Annotated in this window: 14 protein-coding genes; 4 read left to right on the top strand and 10 right to left on the bottom strand. The window is 73.5% G+C overall.

The window, feature by feature from the left end:
• Window positions 1–14: 14 nt before the first annotated feature.
• Window positions 15–431 (bottom strand): PPOX class F420-dependent oxidoreductase, encoded by a 417-nt coding sequence (locus QNA09_RS11475; protein ID WP_017682068.1) that lies wholly within the window; start codon window positions 429–431, stop codon window positions 15–17.
• A 58-nt stretch (window positions 432–489) separates the two neighbouring features.
• On the opposite strand from QNA09_RS11475, the gene QNA09_RS11470 reads away from it, so the two are divergent.
• Window positions 490–1314 carry a precorrin-3B synthase gene (locus QNA09_RS11470; protein WP_308072440.1) on the top strand — a complete coding sequence of 275 codons (825 nt, stop codon included), beginning with the start codon at window positions 490–492 and terminating at the stop codon, window positions 1312–1314.
• 61 nt (window positions 1315–1375) lie between these two features.
• A complete protein-coding gene (locus QNA09_RS11465) occupies window positions 1376–2842 on the top strand; it encodes an NAD(P)/FAD-dependent oxidoreductase (RefSeq protein ID WP_040269792.1) in 1467 nt (488 codons plus the stop codon).
• A gap of 9 nt (window positions 2843–2851) precedes the next feature.
• Here the strand turns inward: QNA09_RS11465 and QNA09_RS11460 are convergent, their stop codons facing one another.
• Window positions 2852–3598: an SDR family NAD(P)-dependent oxidoreductase gene (locus QNA09_RS11460; RefSeq protein ID WP_010596439.1), complete on the bottom strand. Its 747-nt coding sequence runs from the start codon at window positions 3596–3598 to the stop codon at window positions 2852–2854.
• Between the two features lie 62 nt (window positions 3599–3660).
• On the opposite strand from QNA09_RS11460, the gene QNA09_RS11455 reads away from it, so the two are divergent.
• Entirely contained in the window at window positions 3661–4059 is a 399-nt protein-coding gene (locus tag QNA09_RS11455; protein WP_010596440.1) for a TIGR03618 family F420-dependent PPOX class oxidoreductase, read from the top strand.
• Window positions 4060–4065: 6 nt separating this feature from the next.
• On the opposite strand, the gene QNA09_RS11450 is transcribed toward QNA09_RS11455, so the two are convergent.
• On the bottom strand, window positions 4066–5196 hold the full coding sequence (locus tag QNA09_RS11450) for a Xaa-Pro peptidase family protein (RefSeq protein ID WP_010596441.1): 1131 nt from the start codon (window positions 5194–5196) through the stop codon (window positions 4066–4068).
• 27 nt (window positions 5197–5223) lie between these two features.
• Between QNA09_RS11450 and QNA09_RS11445 the strand changes: the two genes are divergently transcribed.
• Window positions 5224–6207: a 5'-3' exonuclease gene (locus tag QNA09_RS11445; protein WP_017682300.1), complete on the top strand. Its 984-nt coding sequence runs from the start codon at window positions 5224–5226 to the stop codon at window positions 6205–6207.
• A 19-nt stretch (window positions 6208–6226) separates the two neighbouring features.
• Here the strand turns inward: QNA09_RS11445 and QNA09_RS11440 are convergent, their stop codons facing one another.
• From QNA09_RS11440 to pafA, 7 genes are all read right to left on the bottom strand, one after another.
• Window positions 6227–7054, bottom strand: a complete 828-nt coding sequence (locus QNA09_RS11440; RefSeq protein WP_203010715.1) for a DUF4333 domain-containing protein — start codon at window positions 7052–7054, stop codon at window positions 6227–6229.
• 107 nt (window positions 7055–7161) lie between these two features.
• Window positions 7162–9891, bottom strand: coding sequence for an RNA helicase (locus QNA09_RS11435; protein ID WP_203010714.1), 2730 nt, complete (start codon window positions 9889–9891; stop codon window positions 7162–7164).
• A gap of 6 nt (window positions 9892–9897) precedes the next feature.
• The gene (gene tatC / locus QNA09_RS11430; RefSeq protein ID WP_017682297.1) at window positions 9898–10845 is read right to left on the bottom strand and encodes a twin-arginine translocase subunit TatC; all 948 of its coding nucleotides are present in this window, start codon (window positions 10843–10845) and stop codon (window positions 9898–9900) included.
• An 86-nt stretch (window positions 10846–10931) separates the two neighbouring features.
• Entirely contained in the window at window positions 10932–11192 is a 261-nt protein-coding gene (tatA, locus tag QNA09_RS11425) for a Sec-independent protein translocase subunit TatA (RefSeq protein ID WP_026138124.1), read from the bottom strand.
• Window positions 11193–11287: 95 nt separating this feature from the next.
• Window positions 11288–12262 (bottom strand): YafY family protein, encoded by a 975-nt coding sequence (locus tag QNA09_RS11420; RefSeq protein ID WP_017682296.1) that lies wholly within the window; start codon window positions 12260–12262, stop codon window positions 11288–11290.
• The gene (locus QNA09_RS11415) at window positions 12259–13299 is read right to left on the bottom strand and encodes a YafY family protein (RefSeq protein ID WP_119699797.1); all 1041 of its coding nucleotides are present in this window, start codon (window positions 13297–13299) and stop codon (window positions 12259–12261) included. The genes QNA09_RS11420 and QNA09_RS11415 overlap by 4 nt, the downstream gene beginning before the upstream one ends.
• A gap of 80 nt (window positions 13300–13379) precedes the next feature.
• A complete protein-coding gene (pafA, locus tag QNA09_RS11410) occupies window positions 13380–14738 on the bottom strand; it encodes a Pup--protein ligase (RefSeq protein ID WP_003937216.1) in 1359 nt (452 codons plus the stop codon).
• Between the last annotated feature and the right edge of the window lie 4 nt (window positions 14739–14742).

The following is a 14742-nucleotide window of genomic DNA, read 5'->3' as shown; positions in this document are numbered from 1 at the left end:
CCGCCGCGGTCCGCTCACCCGCCGGGACCGGGATCCGGGGTGGGGTCGTCCGCCTCGACGACACAGGCGAGCCCGACGGTGCCGGCGCGCCCGCGGCGCAGCACACTGCCCTTGACCGTGAGCCACCCGAGGATCCCGTACTTGCGGGCGATCGTCGCCCGCGCCCGCTCGGTGCCGGCCGCGTCGAGCACCGTGGCGGTGCCGGGCACCGCGTCGCTGCGCGGTGTGCCGCGCACGTCGCACACCGCGACGGTGATCCGCGGATCGCGGCGCAACCGCCGGACCTTGTAGGAGTCGGTGACGGTCCACACCAGCAGCCGGTCGGCGTCGGCGGCGGCCCACACCGCGGTCGGCACCGGGGTGCCGTCCCTGCGGAAGGTGGTCAGCAGCACGTACTTCGCGGCGGCCAGGTCGGCGAAGGTCGGGGTCATGGGCCACACCCTACGGACGGGCGGGCCGCGCCGACCGCCGCCGTCTAGCCTGGAGGCCATGGCGCCCGCTGACGAACCCGTCGACCTGGTCGAGGTGTCCCTGCCCGGCGGTCGGCTCGCGGCGGCGCAGCTGCAGATCCTCGCCGAGCTCGCCCACGACCACGCCGGGGGCGCCCTGGTCCTCACCGCCGACGGTCTCGGGCTGCGCGGAAACCGGGCCGAACTCACCGCGCAGCTGTCCGGCTACGGCTTCGACCTGCCCGGACCGCATCGGCGCCGCCTGCTCGCCTCGCCGCTGTCCGGCCGCATCGGCGGGCATGTCGACGTGCGGGACATCCTCGCCGAGGTGCACCGTCGACTCACCGCGCTCGCGCCCGGCCGCGACCTCGTCGTCGGGATCGACGACGGCAGCGGCGACATCGCGGCCCTGGCCCCCGAGGTGGGGGCGGCGGCGCTGCCCGACCGGCGGTGGGCGCTGTTGCTCGACGGCACCGACACCGGCGTGCGCCTGCCCCCCGACGACGTCGTCGAGACGCTGGTCGCGGCGGCGCAGCGGCCGCCGCGGGCCGGGGTCGCCGCGACCCTCGCCGCTCTGGGCGTGGAGCCGTCGGCGCCGCCGGCGCGGCGCCCGTCGGCCCCGGCCCGGCCCGTGGGCTGGTTGGACCAGCCCGACGGTGCGGTCACCCTCGGCGGCGGTCTGCCCGGGGCGGTGCTGCCGGCGCGGACCGCGGAGTTCCTCGCGGCCGTGGATCGTCCCCTGGTGGTGACGCCGTGGTCGGTGGTGCTGCTGTGCGATCTCGACGAGTGGGCCGCCGAACAGGTGGTGCGGGTCCTCGCCCCGATGGGACTGGTCTTCGACGCCGACTCCCCCGAGCTGCGCTGAACCGCGCCGCGGCGGTCGTGTTCCGGGCCCGCACCGCCCGCACGCCGCCTACCGTGGGTTCATGAGCATCGGTGCGGGGTCCGAGTCCGAGGTGTTCGATGTCGTCGTCCTCGGCGGCGGACCCGCCGGGGAGAACGCCGCCGCCTACGCCATCGCCGGCAGCGACCGCACCGCCGTCCTGGTCGAACACGAACTCGTCGGCGGTGAATGCTCCTACTGGGCGTGCATGCCGAGCAAGGCGCTGCTGCGCCCGGGACAGGTGCTGGCCGCGGCCCGGCACATGCCCGGCGTCGCCGCCAAGGTCGCCGCCCACGGCGTCGACGTCGCCGACGTCCTCGCCCGCCGGGACGCGTTCACCGACGGCCGCGACGACACCGCCCAGGTCGAGTGGGCGCGCGGCGCCGGGATCGACGTCGTGCGCGGGCACGGCCGCCTCACCGCCCGGTGCGAGGTCACCGTGGACGGCCCGCAGCCGCGGCGGCTGCGGGCACGGCACGCGGTGGTGGTGGCCACCGGCAGCACCGCGTCCGTGCCCGATGTGCCGGGGCTGCGCGCGGCCCGGCCCTGGACCTCGCGGGATGCGACGAACCTGCAGCAGGTGCCGCGGCGCGCCGCGATCGTCGGCGGCGGCGTCGTCGCCTGCGAGATCGCGACCTGGCTGCGCGAGCTCGGCACCGAGGACCTGACGATGCTGGTGCGGGGGGACCGGCTGCTCGCCCGCACCGAGCCGGTCGCCGGCGCCGCCGTCGCCGAGGCGCTGCGCGAGCACGGCGTGCGGCTGCGGTTCGGCACCACGACGGCGGAGGTGTCCCGCCCGGACGTCGCGGACACCGGCATCGGACGCATCCACGGCGGCCCGGTGCGGCTGCGCCTCGACGACGGTGGCACCCTCGAGGTCGACGAGCTGATCGTCGCGGCCGGGCGCCGGCCCGCGACCGCCGGACTCGGACTCGACACGGTCGGGTGGGCCGGGGAGGGCCCGCTGCGCACCGACGACCACATGACCGTCGCCGGGGTGGACGGGCGCTGGCTCTACGCCGTCGGCGACGTCACCGGCCGGACCGCGCTGACACACATGGGCAAGTACCAGGGACGGGTGTGCGGCGACGTGATCGCCGCCCGCGCCGAGGGACGCGACCTCGACGCGCCGCGGTTCCGGGCGCGCGCCGACCACGGGCAGGTGCCGCAGGTGGTGTTCACCACCCCGGAGGTCGCGGCCGTGGGCCGCACCGCGGCCGACGCCCGCGCCGACGGCCTCGACGTCGAGGTGCTCGAGGTCGACATCGCCGTGGCCGGATCCGCGCTGGCGCGGGACGATTTCACCGGACGCGCCACCCTCGTGGTCGACCGCGCCGCCGACACCGTGGTGGGGGCGACGTTCGTGGGCACCGACGTCGCCGAGCTGCTGCACGCCGCGACGGTCGCGGTGGTCGCCGCGGTGCCGCTCGAGACGCTGTGGCATGCGGTACCGGCGTATCCGACGGTCGGCGAGGTGTGGTTGCGGCTGCTCGAGTCGCGCCGCCGCTGAGCGCGCCGGTCAGCGCGGCAGTCGCCGCCAGATCGGCCGCGGCAGCAGCCGCATCCCGACGAACACCGGCCGCAGCACAGCCGGCACCCACACCTCGCCGCGGCCGCGGCGCAACGCCCGCACCGTCGCGTCCGCGACCCGGTCCGGGGTGCTCGACAGCGGCGCGGGGCTCATCCCCTCGGTCATGCGGCCGACGACGAACCCGGGTCGCACCAGCAGCAGCGACACGCCGCTGCCGTGCAGCGCGTCCGCCAGGCCGGAGGCGAATCCGTCGAGACCGGCCTTCGCGGAGCCGTACACATAGTTCGCCCGGCGCACCCGCACCCCCGCCACCGACGAGAACACCACGATCCGGCCCGATCCCTGGGCCCGCAGATGCCCCGCCAGCCGCGTGAGCAGGGCCACGTGGGCGACGTAGTCGGTGTGCACGATCGCCACGGCATGGGCCGGGTCGTGTTCGGCGCGGTGCTGGTCGCCGAGGATGCCGAACGCGAGGACGGCGACGTCGATCGGCCCGTACAGCATCGCGAGGTCGGCGAGGGTCTGCTCGTGGGTGTCGAGCCGGTCGGCGTCGAACTCGACGGTGTGCACGGCGACGGCACCGGCGTCGAGCACGGCGCGGCGCTGCGCCTCGAGATCGCCGGCGCGACGCGCGGCCAGGACCACGGTGCGGCCGCGGGCCAGCCGGGCGGCCACCGCCGTCCCGATCTCGCTGCGGCCCCCGAAGACGACGATCGAACCCTGCCCGTTGTTCACCGCACCAGTGTGCCGGGTGGCGCCGCGGGGCGCGCGGGCCGGGTTCGGCTACCGTCGCAGGCATGGCCCGCACCCCCGCCGCGCTCGGCGACGCCGCGTTGCAGTTCCTCACCGAATACCATCTCGGGACGCTGACGACCCTGCGCAAGGACGGCAGCCCGCACGTGGTGGCCGTCGGTTTCACGTGGGATCCGGAGGCCGGGGTGGTGCGGGTGATCACCGATGCGACCTCGCAGAAGGCGCTCAACGCCGACCGCCGCGGATACGGTGCCGTCAGTCAGGTCGAGCGGGGCCGCTGGCTCACCCTCGAGGGGCCCGCCCGGGTGCGGGCGGAACCGGAGGCCGTCGCCGAGGGGGTGCGTCGTTACACCGCGCGGTACCGGACGCCGCGGCCCAACCCGACGCGCGTGGTGGTGGAGATCACCGTGGCACGGGTGATGGGCTCGGTACTCGACAAGTAGGGTCGCTCACCCCGGCAGCACCGTCAGTCCGTGCGGACGGTGGTTGAGCGGCTCGCAGCCGTCCTCGGTGACCACCACGATGTCCTCGATGCGCGCACCCCACTCGCCGCGGAAGTAGATGCCCGGTTCGATGCTGAACGCCATCCCGGGCCGCAGCACGTCGGCATTGCCGTCGACGATGTACGGCTCCTCGTGGACGGACAGTCCGATGCCGTGCCCGGTCCGGTGCACGAAGACCTCGGCGAGGCCGTGCGCGGCGAGGGCGTCGCGGGCGGCGGCGTCGACCGAGGCGGCGGTGACCCCGGGCCGGACCGCGTCGACCGCCGCCTGCTGCGCCGCCTCGAGCAACGCCACCTTCGCCGCGACGTCGTCGGGGGGCGCGCCGAGGCTGTAGGTGCGGGTGGAGTCGGAGTAGTAGCCGGGCTCGACCGGGCCGCCGATGTCGACGACCACGACGTCGCCGGGTTCGAGGACCCGGTCGGAGACCTCGTGGTGGGGATCGGCGCCGTGCGGGCCGGACCCGACGATGACGAAGGCGGCCTCGGTGTGGCCCTCGGCGACGATCGCGGCGGTGATGTCGGCCGCGACCTGCGCCTCGGTGCGGCCGGGCCGCAGCCACCGCCCCATCTGCGCGTGCACCCGGTCGATGGCGGCGCCGGCGCGGCGCAGCGCCGCGACCTCCTCGTCGTCCTTGACCATGCGCAGCTGCCGCACCACCTCGGTCGCCAGCACGGGCGGCACCGCGAACCGGGCCGCGAGGGGCACCAGGTGCAGGGCGGGCATGGCGTCGACGACCGCGGTGCGCGGACGCTGCGGCAGCAGCGCGGCGACCTGCGCGTACGGGTCCTGTCCGTCGACCCAGTCGTGCACCGGCAGGTTCAGGTCCGTGGCCGCGGAGTCGGTGAGGGAGGCCAGCTCGAGGCGCGGCACGACGACGGACGCGCCCTGCCCGTCGGTGGGGATCACCAGGCAGGTGAGCCGCTCGAACGATTCCGCGCGTGAGCCGAGCAGGTAGCGCAGGTCCGGTCCGGGAGTGACGAGCAGCGCGTCGAGACCGGCGTCGTGGCCGAGGGCGGCGGCCCGGGCGAGGCGGTCGGCGTAGACGGGGGCGGGGAAGCGGCGCTCGGGGGAACTCATGCGGACAGCGTAGTGGCGTTTGGCAGGATGACCGGTGTGACTGCGACGCCGGCCTCCGCCGCCCCCGTGCCCCCCACCGGCCCGTTGATGCTGCTCGACGGGGCGAGCCTGTGGTTCCGCGCGTTCCACGCGCTGCCCGAATCGCTCACCGCCCCGGACGGCCGCCCGGTCAACGCGGTGCGGGGGTTCACCGACATGGTGGCGTCGCTGATCACCAAGCATCGGCCGGCGCGGCTGGTGGTGTGCCTGGATCTGGACTGGCGGCCGGCGTTCCGGGTGGCGGCGGTGCCGAGTTACAAAGCGCACCGGGTGGCCGCCGGTTCGGACGGCACCGCCGAGGAGGTGCCGGCGGCGCTGCCGCCGCAGGTGCCGATGATCCTCGACGTGCTGGCCGCGGTCGGGCTCGCCACCGCCGGGGCGGCCGGGTTCGAGGCCGACGACGTGATCGGCACTCTCGCCGCCGGCGAGGCCCGCGACCCGGTGCTGGTGGTCAGCGGCGACCGGGATCTGCTGCAGGTGGTGCGCGGCGGCGCGGTGCCGGTGCGGGTGGTGTACGTCGGGCGGGGCCTGGCCAAGGCCGAGGTGTTCGGTCCGGCGGAGGTCGCGGCCCGGTACGGGCTTCCGCCCGGGCGGGCCGGAGCGGCCTACGCCGAGCTGGCGGCGCTGCGCGGGGACCCCTCGGACGGGTTGCCGGGCGTCAAGGGGATCGGGGAGAAGACCGCGTCGACGCTCCTGCAGGAGTACGGGTCGCTCGCGGCGCTGCGCGCGGCGGCCGCGGACCCGGCGTCGGGGCTGGCGAAGGGGGTGCGCGCCAAGCTGATCGACGCCGGCGAGTATCTGGACGCGGCGGTGCCGGTGGTGCGGGTGGCCACCGACGCTCCGGTCCGGGTGTCGCGCCCGGACACGATCCCGGGGGCCCCCGTCGATCCGCAGGGACTCGAGCGGCTGGCCCAGGATCTGGGGATCGGGCGGTCCGCCGCCCGGTTGACCGCGGCGGCGGCCGGGGTGTGAGGGCGACGGACCGGCGTGCTCAGTTGGGCCGGCTGACCTCGTAGGTGCCCTCGTCGTCGGTGAAGGTCAAGGTCACCGTCCGGAACTGCCCGTCCACCGTGAGGGTGCACTCGAAGCTGTTGCCCGCCTTGACTTCTTCGCCGTCCGGGCACTGCACGTCGGAGACGTCGGTTGCGCCGTACGACTCGGTGAGGACCTTCTCGACGCCGGCCTGCGCGGCCTCGGGGTCGAGGGTGTCGGTGCCGCCGAAGAGCAGGACGGCGCCGATGATCGCCCCGATCAGCACGAGCGCAGCGACGGCCAGGCCGACGATCAGGCCGGTCTTCGACTTCGTCTGCGGTGCACCGGCATTCCACTGGTTCGCGCCGGTCCATTGCTGGCCTTGCGGCTGACCGGGTTGCTGCTGTCCCCACTGGCCCTGTTGCGGCTGGCCCTGCTGCGGTTGTCCCCACTGCTGGCCGGGCTGCTGTCCCCATTGCTGGCCTTGCGGCTGACCGGGTTGCTGCTGTCCCCACTGGCCCTGCTGCGGCTGGCCCTGCTGCGGTTGTCCCCACTGCTGGCCGGGCTGCTGCCCCCATTGCTGGCCTTGCGGCTGACCGGGTTGCTGCTGTCCCCACTGGCCCTGCTGCGGCTGGCCCTGCTGCGGCTGCCCCCACTGCGGCTGGCCCTGCTGGGGCTGGCCTGGGCCCTGCTGAGCCCACGACTGCCCGGGAGCCTGGCCCTGCTGCGGTGTGCCGAACGCCTGCGTCGGTGCCGGCCCCTGCTCGGCTCCGGAGGACGGCGGGGGCGACGGCGCCCACTGCTTGGTCGAATCGTCGGAATCCTGCGGGTCGTGCGGACCGCTCATTGTCGCCTCCACCTGCCTTCGCTGTGTCCAATTACCGTAGTCGTAGCACCCCACCCATCACGAGGAAGCCGTGTGGCAGCGCGCGTATCAAACCACACGCGGTGTCTTCACGCCGCATCGACCGCGACGACACCGCGCCGGATCGCGCCGATCGCGCGGGCGGCCGTCTTGGCGAGCTGCGGGTCGACGGCGCCGGTGCGGATCTGATCGAGCAGATCGATGACCTGCCGGCACCAGCGCACGAAATCGCCCGCCGACAGGTCACGTCCGGCGGTGCCGGCGGCGAGCAGAGCCTCGGTCAACGACTGGGTGCTCACCCACGTGTAGATGGCGTCGACGAATCCGGGATCCGGTTCCCGGGTCGGGGGCAGCTTGAAGCGGACCTCGTCGGCGCGCAGCTGTCCGCACAGACGGACGGTGTCGGCGAGCGCGCGACGCAGCGGCCCGGTCGGCCCGTACTCGGTGGCGCCCTCCTCGGCGCGGGCTTCGTACACCACGGCCGAGACGACCGCGGCGAGCTCGGCGGGCGAGAGCCCGGCCCACACCCCGTGGCGCAGGCATTCGGCGACCAGCAGGTCGCTCTCGCTGTAGATGCGGGCGAGCCGCTCCCCCGCCTCGGTGGTCGACGGATCGTCGCCGGCGGTGAGGTAGCCCCGCTCGGTCAGCAACGCGACGATCCGCTCGAAGGTGCGCGCGAGGGAATTGGTGGTGGCCGCGGATTGGCGGCGCATCTGGGCCACCTCCCGGCCCAGCCGGTTGTAGCGTTCCCCGAGCCGGGCGAGACGGTCGAGATCGGGATGCTGGTGGGCCGGATGCCGGCGCAGCCGCCGCCGCAGCGTGTCGATTTCGCGGCTGTCGCCGTGCTTGGCGCGCTTGGGTCGGCGCGGCGCGGAAATCCCGGTGCTGCGCAGCGCCGATGCGAGGTCCCGGCGGGCCCGGGCGGTGCGGGCGTCGGCGTGCCGGGGCAGCCGGAGCTTCCCCAATGCGGTCGCCGGGGCCGGGAAGTCCGCGGCCGACACCCGGCCGGACCAGGCGTCCGCGGTGACCACGAGCGGCCGGGGATCGGTGACATCGGTGTCGGTCTCGAGGACGACGGCCAGGCCCGTGCGTCGGCCGCCGGGGATGGCGACGATGTCGCCGCGGCGCAGCGCGAGCAGCGACGCGACCGCCGCCTGCCGGCGGTCCTGCCGCGCCTGGCGTTCGCGGGCACGTTCGAGCTGGGTCAGTTCCTCGCGCAGCTGCAGGTAGTCGAGGATCTCGCCGTCCTCGCCGCCGAGCTGGTCGCGCAGCTTGGCGAGGGTCTTCTCGTTGCGCTCGATGCCACGGGTCAGGCCGACGACCGACTTGTCCGCCTGGAACTGCGCGAAGGACCGTTCCAGCAGTGCCCGCGAGTGTTCGGCGCCGACCGCGTCGATCAGGTTGACCGCCATGTTGTACGACGGGCGGAACGAGCTGCGCAGCGGGAACGTGCGGGTGGAGGCGAGCCCGGCGACGTCGGCGGGCTCGAGACCCGGCTGCCACAGCACCACCGCGTGGCCCTCGACGTCGATGCCGCGCCGTCCGGCCCGCCCGGTGAGCTGGGTGTACTCGCCCGGGGTGAGTTCGGCGTGGGTTTCGCCGTTGTACTTGACCAGCTTCTCGAGCACCACGGTGCGGGCCGGCATGTTGATGCCCAGGGCGAGGGTTTCGGTGGCGAACACCGCGCGCACCAGGCCGCGGACGAACAGATCCTCGACGGTGTGCCGGAACGCCGGGAGCATGCCGGCATGGTGGGCGGCGATGCCGCGTTCGAGGGCGGCGCGCCACTCCCGGAAGCCGAGCACCTCGAGGTCTGCGCGCGGCAGGTCGCCGGTGTGCTCGTCGACGACCGCCCGGATCTGCGCGATCTCGGCCTCGGAGGTCAGGTGCAGCCCGGCGCGCAGGCACTGACCGACGGCGGCGTCGCAGCCGGCGCGGCTGAAGACGAACGTGATCGCCGGCAACAACCCCTCCCGGTCGAGGCGGGCGACGACCTCCGGGCGCGGCAGCGGCCGGAACCCAATGCGCCCGCGGGGCCCGCCCCACCGGCCGGCCGAGTCGAGGACGGCGCGGCGGCGCACCTGCTCGACGAGTTCCCGGTTGACCACGACCCCGCGGCGACCGGTGCCGTCCGCCGCGTCCGGGTGTGCGGCGGATTCGAACAGGTCGAAGATGCGGGGACCGACCATGACGTGCTGGTGCAGCGGAATGGGCCGCACCTCGTCGACGACGACGGCGGTGTCCCCGCGCACGGTCTCCATCCAGTCACCGAACTCCTCGGCGTTGGAGACGGTCGCGGACAGGCTGACCAGGCGCACGTCCTCGGGCAGGTGCAGGATGACCTCCTCCCACACCGCGCCGCGGAACCGGTCGGCGAGGAAGTGCACCTCGTCCATCACCACGTGGGTCAGCCCGATCAGGGTGGTCGAGGACGCGTAGAGCATGTTGCGCAGCACCTCGGTGGTCATCACCACCACCGGGGCGTCCGGGTTGACGGACTGATCACCGGTGAGCAGCCCGACCGCGGCCTTGCCGTAGCGGGCGACCAGATCGGCATACTTCTGGTTGCTCAGTGCCTTGATGGGGGTGGTGTAGAAGCACTTGCTGCCGGCACGCAGCGCCAGATGCACGGCGAACTCCCCGACCACGGTCTTGCCGGCGCCGGTGGGGGCGCACACGAGCACGCCGTGCCCGCCCTCGAGGGCGCGGCAGGCCTGCACCTGGAACGGGTCGAGCGGGAAGGGCAGCCCGGCGGTGAACTCGGCGAGCCGGGACGCCGGCGGGGGCGTGGTGGATCCGGTGTCGGGTGAATCGGTCACAGGCGACTAGAGGGTGTCGGAGTAGTCGGCGGACGCGGGCCCGGGCGGCGGCGTGGAGGTGGGCGCCGGCACCGGGGCCGGCGGGGTGATCGGCGAGCTCTCGTCGTCGTCGAGGTCACCCCAGCCCTGTTCCCGGTCGCGGCGGGCACGGCGCTTGTCGTTGAGGCGGGCGATCTGGATGGCCAGCTCGAGCAGCACGGTCAGGGCCGCGGCCAGCGCCAGCATCGAGAACGGGTCCTGCCCCGGGGTGGCGACGGCCGCGAAGACGAACATCGCCATGATCAGCCCCCGCCGCCACGCCTTGAGCTTGGCGTAGCTGAGGATCCCGACGGCGTTGAGGGCGACGATGACGAGGGGGATCTCGAAGGACACCCCGAAGATCACGAGCAGGTTGATGATGAACCCGAAGTACTCCGAGCCCGACAGCGCGGTGACCTGCACGTCGTTGCCGACGGTGAGCAGGAACGACAACGCGTGCGAGACCACCAGGTAGGCCAGGACGGCGCCCGCGACGAACAGTGCCGCGCCGGAGACGACGAACCCGATCGCGTAGCGGCGTTCCTTCGCATACAGCCCGGGGGTGATGAACGCCCACAGCTCGTACAGCCAGATCGGGCAGGCGAGCACGATGCCCGCGGTCAGCGCCACCTTCAGCCGCAGCATGAACTGCTCGAACGGCCCGGTGGCGAGCAGCCGGCAGCTGTCGTCGGGGCTGATGTCGGCGCGCGCGGACGCCGGCAGATCACAGTAGGGGCCCCGCAGGATCTCGCCGAGGCTCGGCAGCCCGAACAGGCCGGTGCTGTACCAGACGAACCCGACGATCGTGGTGAGGACCACCGCGGCGAGGGCGATGAGCAGACGGGTGCGCAGTTCGTAGAGGTGCTCGACCAGCGACATGGTGCCGTCGGGATTGGTCTTGCGTCGGCTTCGACGCGGATCGAACGGGATGCGCACGGTGCGGTTCTCAGCTCCTGTCACGGCCGCCGGGATCAGCGGAGGACCGGGACATCCGCGCGGATGTCCCGGTCAGGGTAGTACGGTCAGGCCGAACGCGATTCGGGCTGCGACGTCTGCGTCTGCGGCTCCACGGGGGCCTGGGGCGGCTGGGCCGGCGGCAACGGGCTCGGAGCCGGCTGCTGCGCGGGGCGCGCATCGTCGTTCTGCATCTCCTTGACCTCGCTCTTGAAGATGCGCAGCGACCGGCCGAGACCGCGAGCCGCATCGGGCAGCTTCTTCGAACCGAACAGGATGATCACGACGATCGCGACGATGGCCCAGTGCCAGGGGCTCATTGCACCCATTATCAACCTCCACTGATCTGCTGGCGTCGATGCTACCGGACCGCCCTTGCCGCGGCGCGCCGCACAGGGGCGTTCACAGGGAGTTCGCAGCGGCTTCACACACCGTTCCCGGCGAGCGCGTCGTACGCCGTCAGCGCCGCCTGCGCCCGGTCCCGCACCGCCGCGACCAGCTCCGGCGGGCCGAGCACCCGCACCCCCGCGCCGAGGCCGACGGCCAGGCGCGCCATCCAGTCCAGCGACGCGTAGTGCATCACCGCGTCGACGACGCCGTCCTCGTGGGCCTGCACATCGGTGAGCGGATAGTAGTCGAGCAGCCACCCGTAGCCGGACTCGATGCGCAACCGTGCCGCCGGCAGCGCCGGGTCCCCCGCGAACAGGTCGAGGTGGTCGTCCTCGTCCAGCGCCCGCTCGGGCGGATCCGCCGGTTCGTCGAGTTCGGTGGCGGCGTCGATGCGGTCGAACCGGAACAGCCGCACCCCGTCGGCGGCGCGGCACCAGGCCTGCAGGTAGGTCTGCTCCCCGACCAGCACGATCCGGATCGGATCGACGTCGCGTTCGGACACCGCGTCGCGGGAGGCCGAATAGTAGGTCAGGTGCAGCGCCCGTCCGTGCTGCACGGCCGACCGCACCGTCGCCGCCACCGGATCCTCGGCGACCGGAGGTGTGGGGGCCGGGGGGCGGGCGGTGGCCGCGGCCGTGCCGGCCGCCGCCTCGATCTTCGCGATCGCCCCGAGCGCCGCGGTGGGGTCGACCACACCGGGCATCTCCACCAGCGACCGCAACGCCACCAGCAGCGCCGTGGCCTCGGTGGACGTCAGCCGCAGCGGCCGGTCGATCCCGGCGGTGAAGGTGACCACGATGCTGTCCTCGGAGAACGACAGATCGATCAGGTCGCCGGGACCGTAGCCGGGCAGCCCGCACACCCACAGCTGATTCAGGTCGTCCATGATCTGCTTCGGGGTGACCCCGAGATCGCGCGCGGCCTCGGCGGCGCTGATCCCCGGATGGGCCAGGAAGTAGGGCACCAGGTTCAGCAGCCGGGTCAGCCGACCGGACAGACGTGTGCTCATCGGTGCTCCCCCCGCTCGGCGGCCACGCCGCTGTTCGTGCCGGCGCCGGCCGCGACCGTCGGGGTGGCCAGCACCCGGCCCAGGGTGCGGCGCACCTCCTCGCGCAACTCCGGCGGGTCGAGCACCAGCGCGTCGGCGCCCTGCCCGGCGATCACCCGCCCGATCCACTCCCACGACCGCACCGGCACGTCCAGGACCGTGCCGGGCCGGGCGCCCACCACGCGGCGCTCGTGCTCGGTGCCGAGCCGGCGCAGTTCGAATGCGCGCCCGTCCGCGACCCACACCCGGGCATGACCGGTCACGTCGCCGGTGGCGGTGGCGGCGCGGGCGTGCGCCCGCAGGTCCACCCCCTCGGGGATCCGCACGGCCCCGGCAGGACCGAACTCGGTGATGTCGTCGTCGATCCGGGAGAGCCGGAAGGTGCGCGGCGCCCCCCGGTCCCGGTCGAACCCCACCAGATACCAGCGACCGTGCACCGTGACCACCCCCCACGGCTCGACGGTGCGCTCGGTCCACGGGTCGGTCGGGGAACTGCGGTGCCGGAACCGCACCGCGCGGCGCGCGTCGACGGCGGCGAGCAACCGCCCCAGCACCGGCTCGGAACCGCGACTGCGGGTGGGCATCGCGGTGATCGCGCCCGCCGGATCGGCATCGACCTGCACCCCGGCGGCGCGCAGCTTGAGCAGCGCGCCCTGCGCCGCGGAGGTGAGCTCCGGCGACTCCCACAGCGCCGCCGCCACCGCGACCGCCGCGGCCTCGGCGCTGGTCAGTTCGATCTCGGGCAGTTCGTAGGCGTCGCGGTTGATGCGGTAGCCCTCGACGGTGGAGAACCGGGACGGCATGCCGGTCTCGAGGGGGATCCCCAGATCGCGCAGCTCGTTCTTGTCGCGTTCGAACATGCGACTGAACGCCTCGTCGCTGCCCGAGTCGTCGTATCCGGCGACGGAGGCGCGGATCTTCTCGGCGGTGAGGAACTGGCGGGTGGACAACAGGCAGATGACCAGGTTCACCAGCCGCTCGACTTTGGAATTCGCCACGCGGTGCAGCCTAATCCCCCGCCCGCCGGTCGACCCGGTTACCGGACGCAGGCCCCTCTGCCGGCGACCCCGGGGCGCTCCTACATCGAGGCGATGAGCCGTTCGACGCGTTCGTCGACCGAGCGGAACGGGTCCTTGCACAGGACCGTGCGCTGCGCCTGATCGTTGAGCTTGAGGTGCACCCAGTCCACGGTGAAGTCGCGGCCCGCGTCCTGCGCGGCGGCGATGAAGTCGCCGCGCAGCTTCGCCCGGGTGGTCTGCGGCGGGGTGTGCACGGCCGCGTCGACGGACTCGTCGTCGGTCAGCCGCGTGGCCAGGCCCTTGCGCTGAAGCAGGTCGAACACCCCGCGCCCGCGTTTGATGTCGTGGTACGCCAGGTCCAGCTGGGCGATCTTCGGGTCGGACAGCTCCAGGTCGTAGCGGTCCTGGTAGCGCTGGAACAGCTTGCGCTTGATCACCCAGTCGACCTCGGTTTCGACCTTCGCGAAGTCCTGCGACTCGACCGCGTCGAGCACCCGGCCCCACAGATCCACCACCTGCTCGACGTGCGGATCGGGTTCGCGGGTGCGCAGGTACTCCACCGCCCGGCCGTGATACTCGCGCTGGATGTCGAGGGCGCTGGCCTGCCGGCCACCGGCCAGGCGCACCGGCCTGCGCCCGGTCAGGTCGTGGCTGACCTCCCGGATGGCCCGGATCGGATTGTCGAGCGCGAAGTCGCGGAACGCCACCCCGGCCTCGATCATCTCGAGCACCAGCGACGCGGAGCCGACCTTGAGCATCGTGGTGGTCTCGGACATGTTCGAGTCCCCGACGATCACGTGCAACCGCCGGTACTTCTCGGCGTCGGCGTGCGGCTCGTCGCGGGTGTTGATGATCGGCCGGGACCGGGTGGTCGCCGACGACACGCCCTCCCAGATGTGCTCGGCGCGCTGCGACAGGCAGAACGTGGCCGCCTTGGGGGTCTGCAGCACCTTCCCGGCGCCGCAGATCAACTGCCGCGTCACCAGGAACGGCAGCAGCACGTCCGAGATGCGGGAGAACTCCCCCGCCCGCACCACGAGGTAGTTCTCGTGGCAGCCGTAGGAGTTGCCGGCCGAGTCGGTGTTGTTCTTGAACAGGTAGATGTCCCCGCCGATGCCCTCCTCGGCGAGGCGCTGCTCGGCGTCGATCAGCAGTTCCTCGAGCACCCGCTCGCCGGCGTGATCGTGCTCGACGAGCTGGAGAAGGTCGTCGCATTCGGCCGTGGCGTACTCCGGGTGCGACCCGACGTCCAGGTACAGGCGCGCCCCGTTGCGGAGGAACACGTTCGAGCTGCGCCCCCAGGACACCACCCGGCGGAACAGATACCGGGCGACCTCGTCCGGGCTCAGCCGCCGGTGCCCGTGGAAGGTGCACGTGACGCCGAACTCCGTCTCGATGCCCATGATTCGTCGCTGCACACTT

The organism is Rhodococcus sp. AH-ZY2 (assembly GCF_030916465.1).
GTDB classification, from domain to species: Bacteria; Actinomycetota; Actinomycetes; order Mycobacteriales; family Mycobacteriaceae; genus Rhodococcus; species Rhodococcus ruber.
Note: the sequence above shows the minus strand (reverse complement) of the source record. Positions and strands in the feature narration are given on the sequence as shown.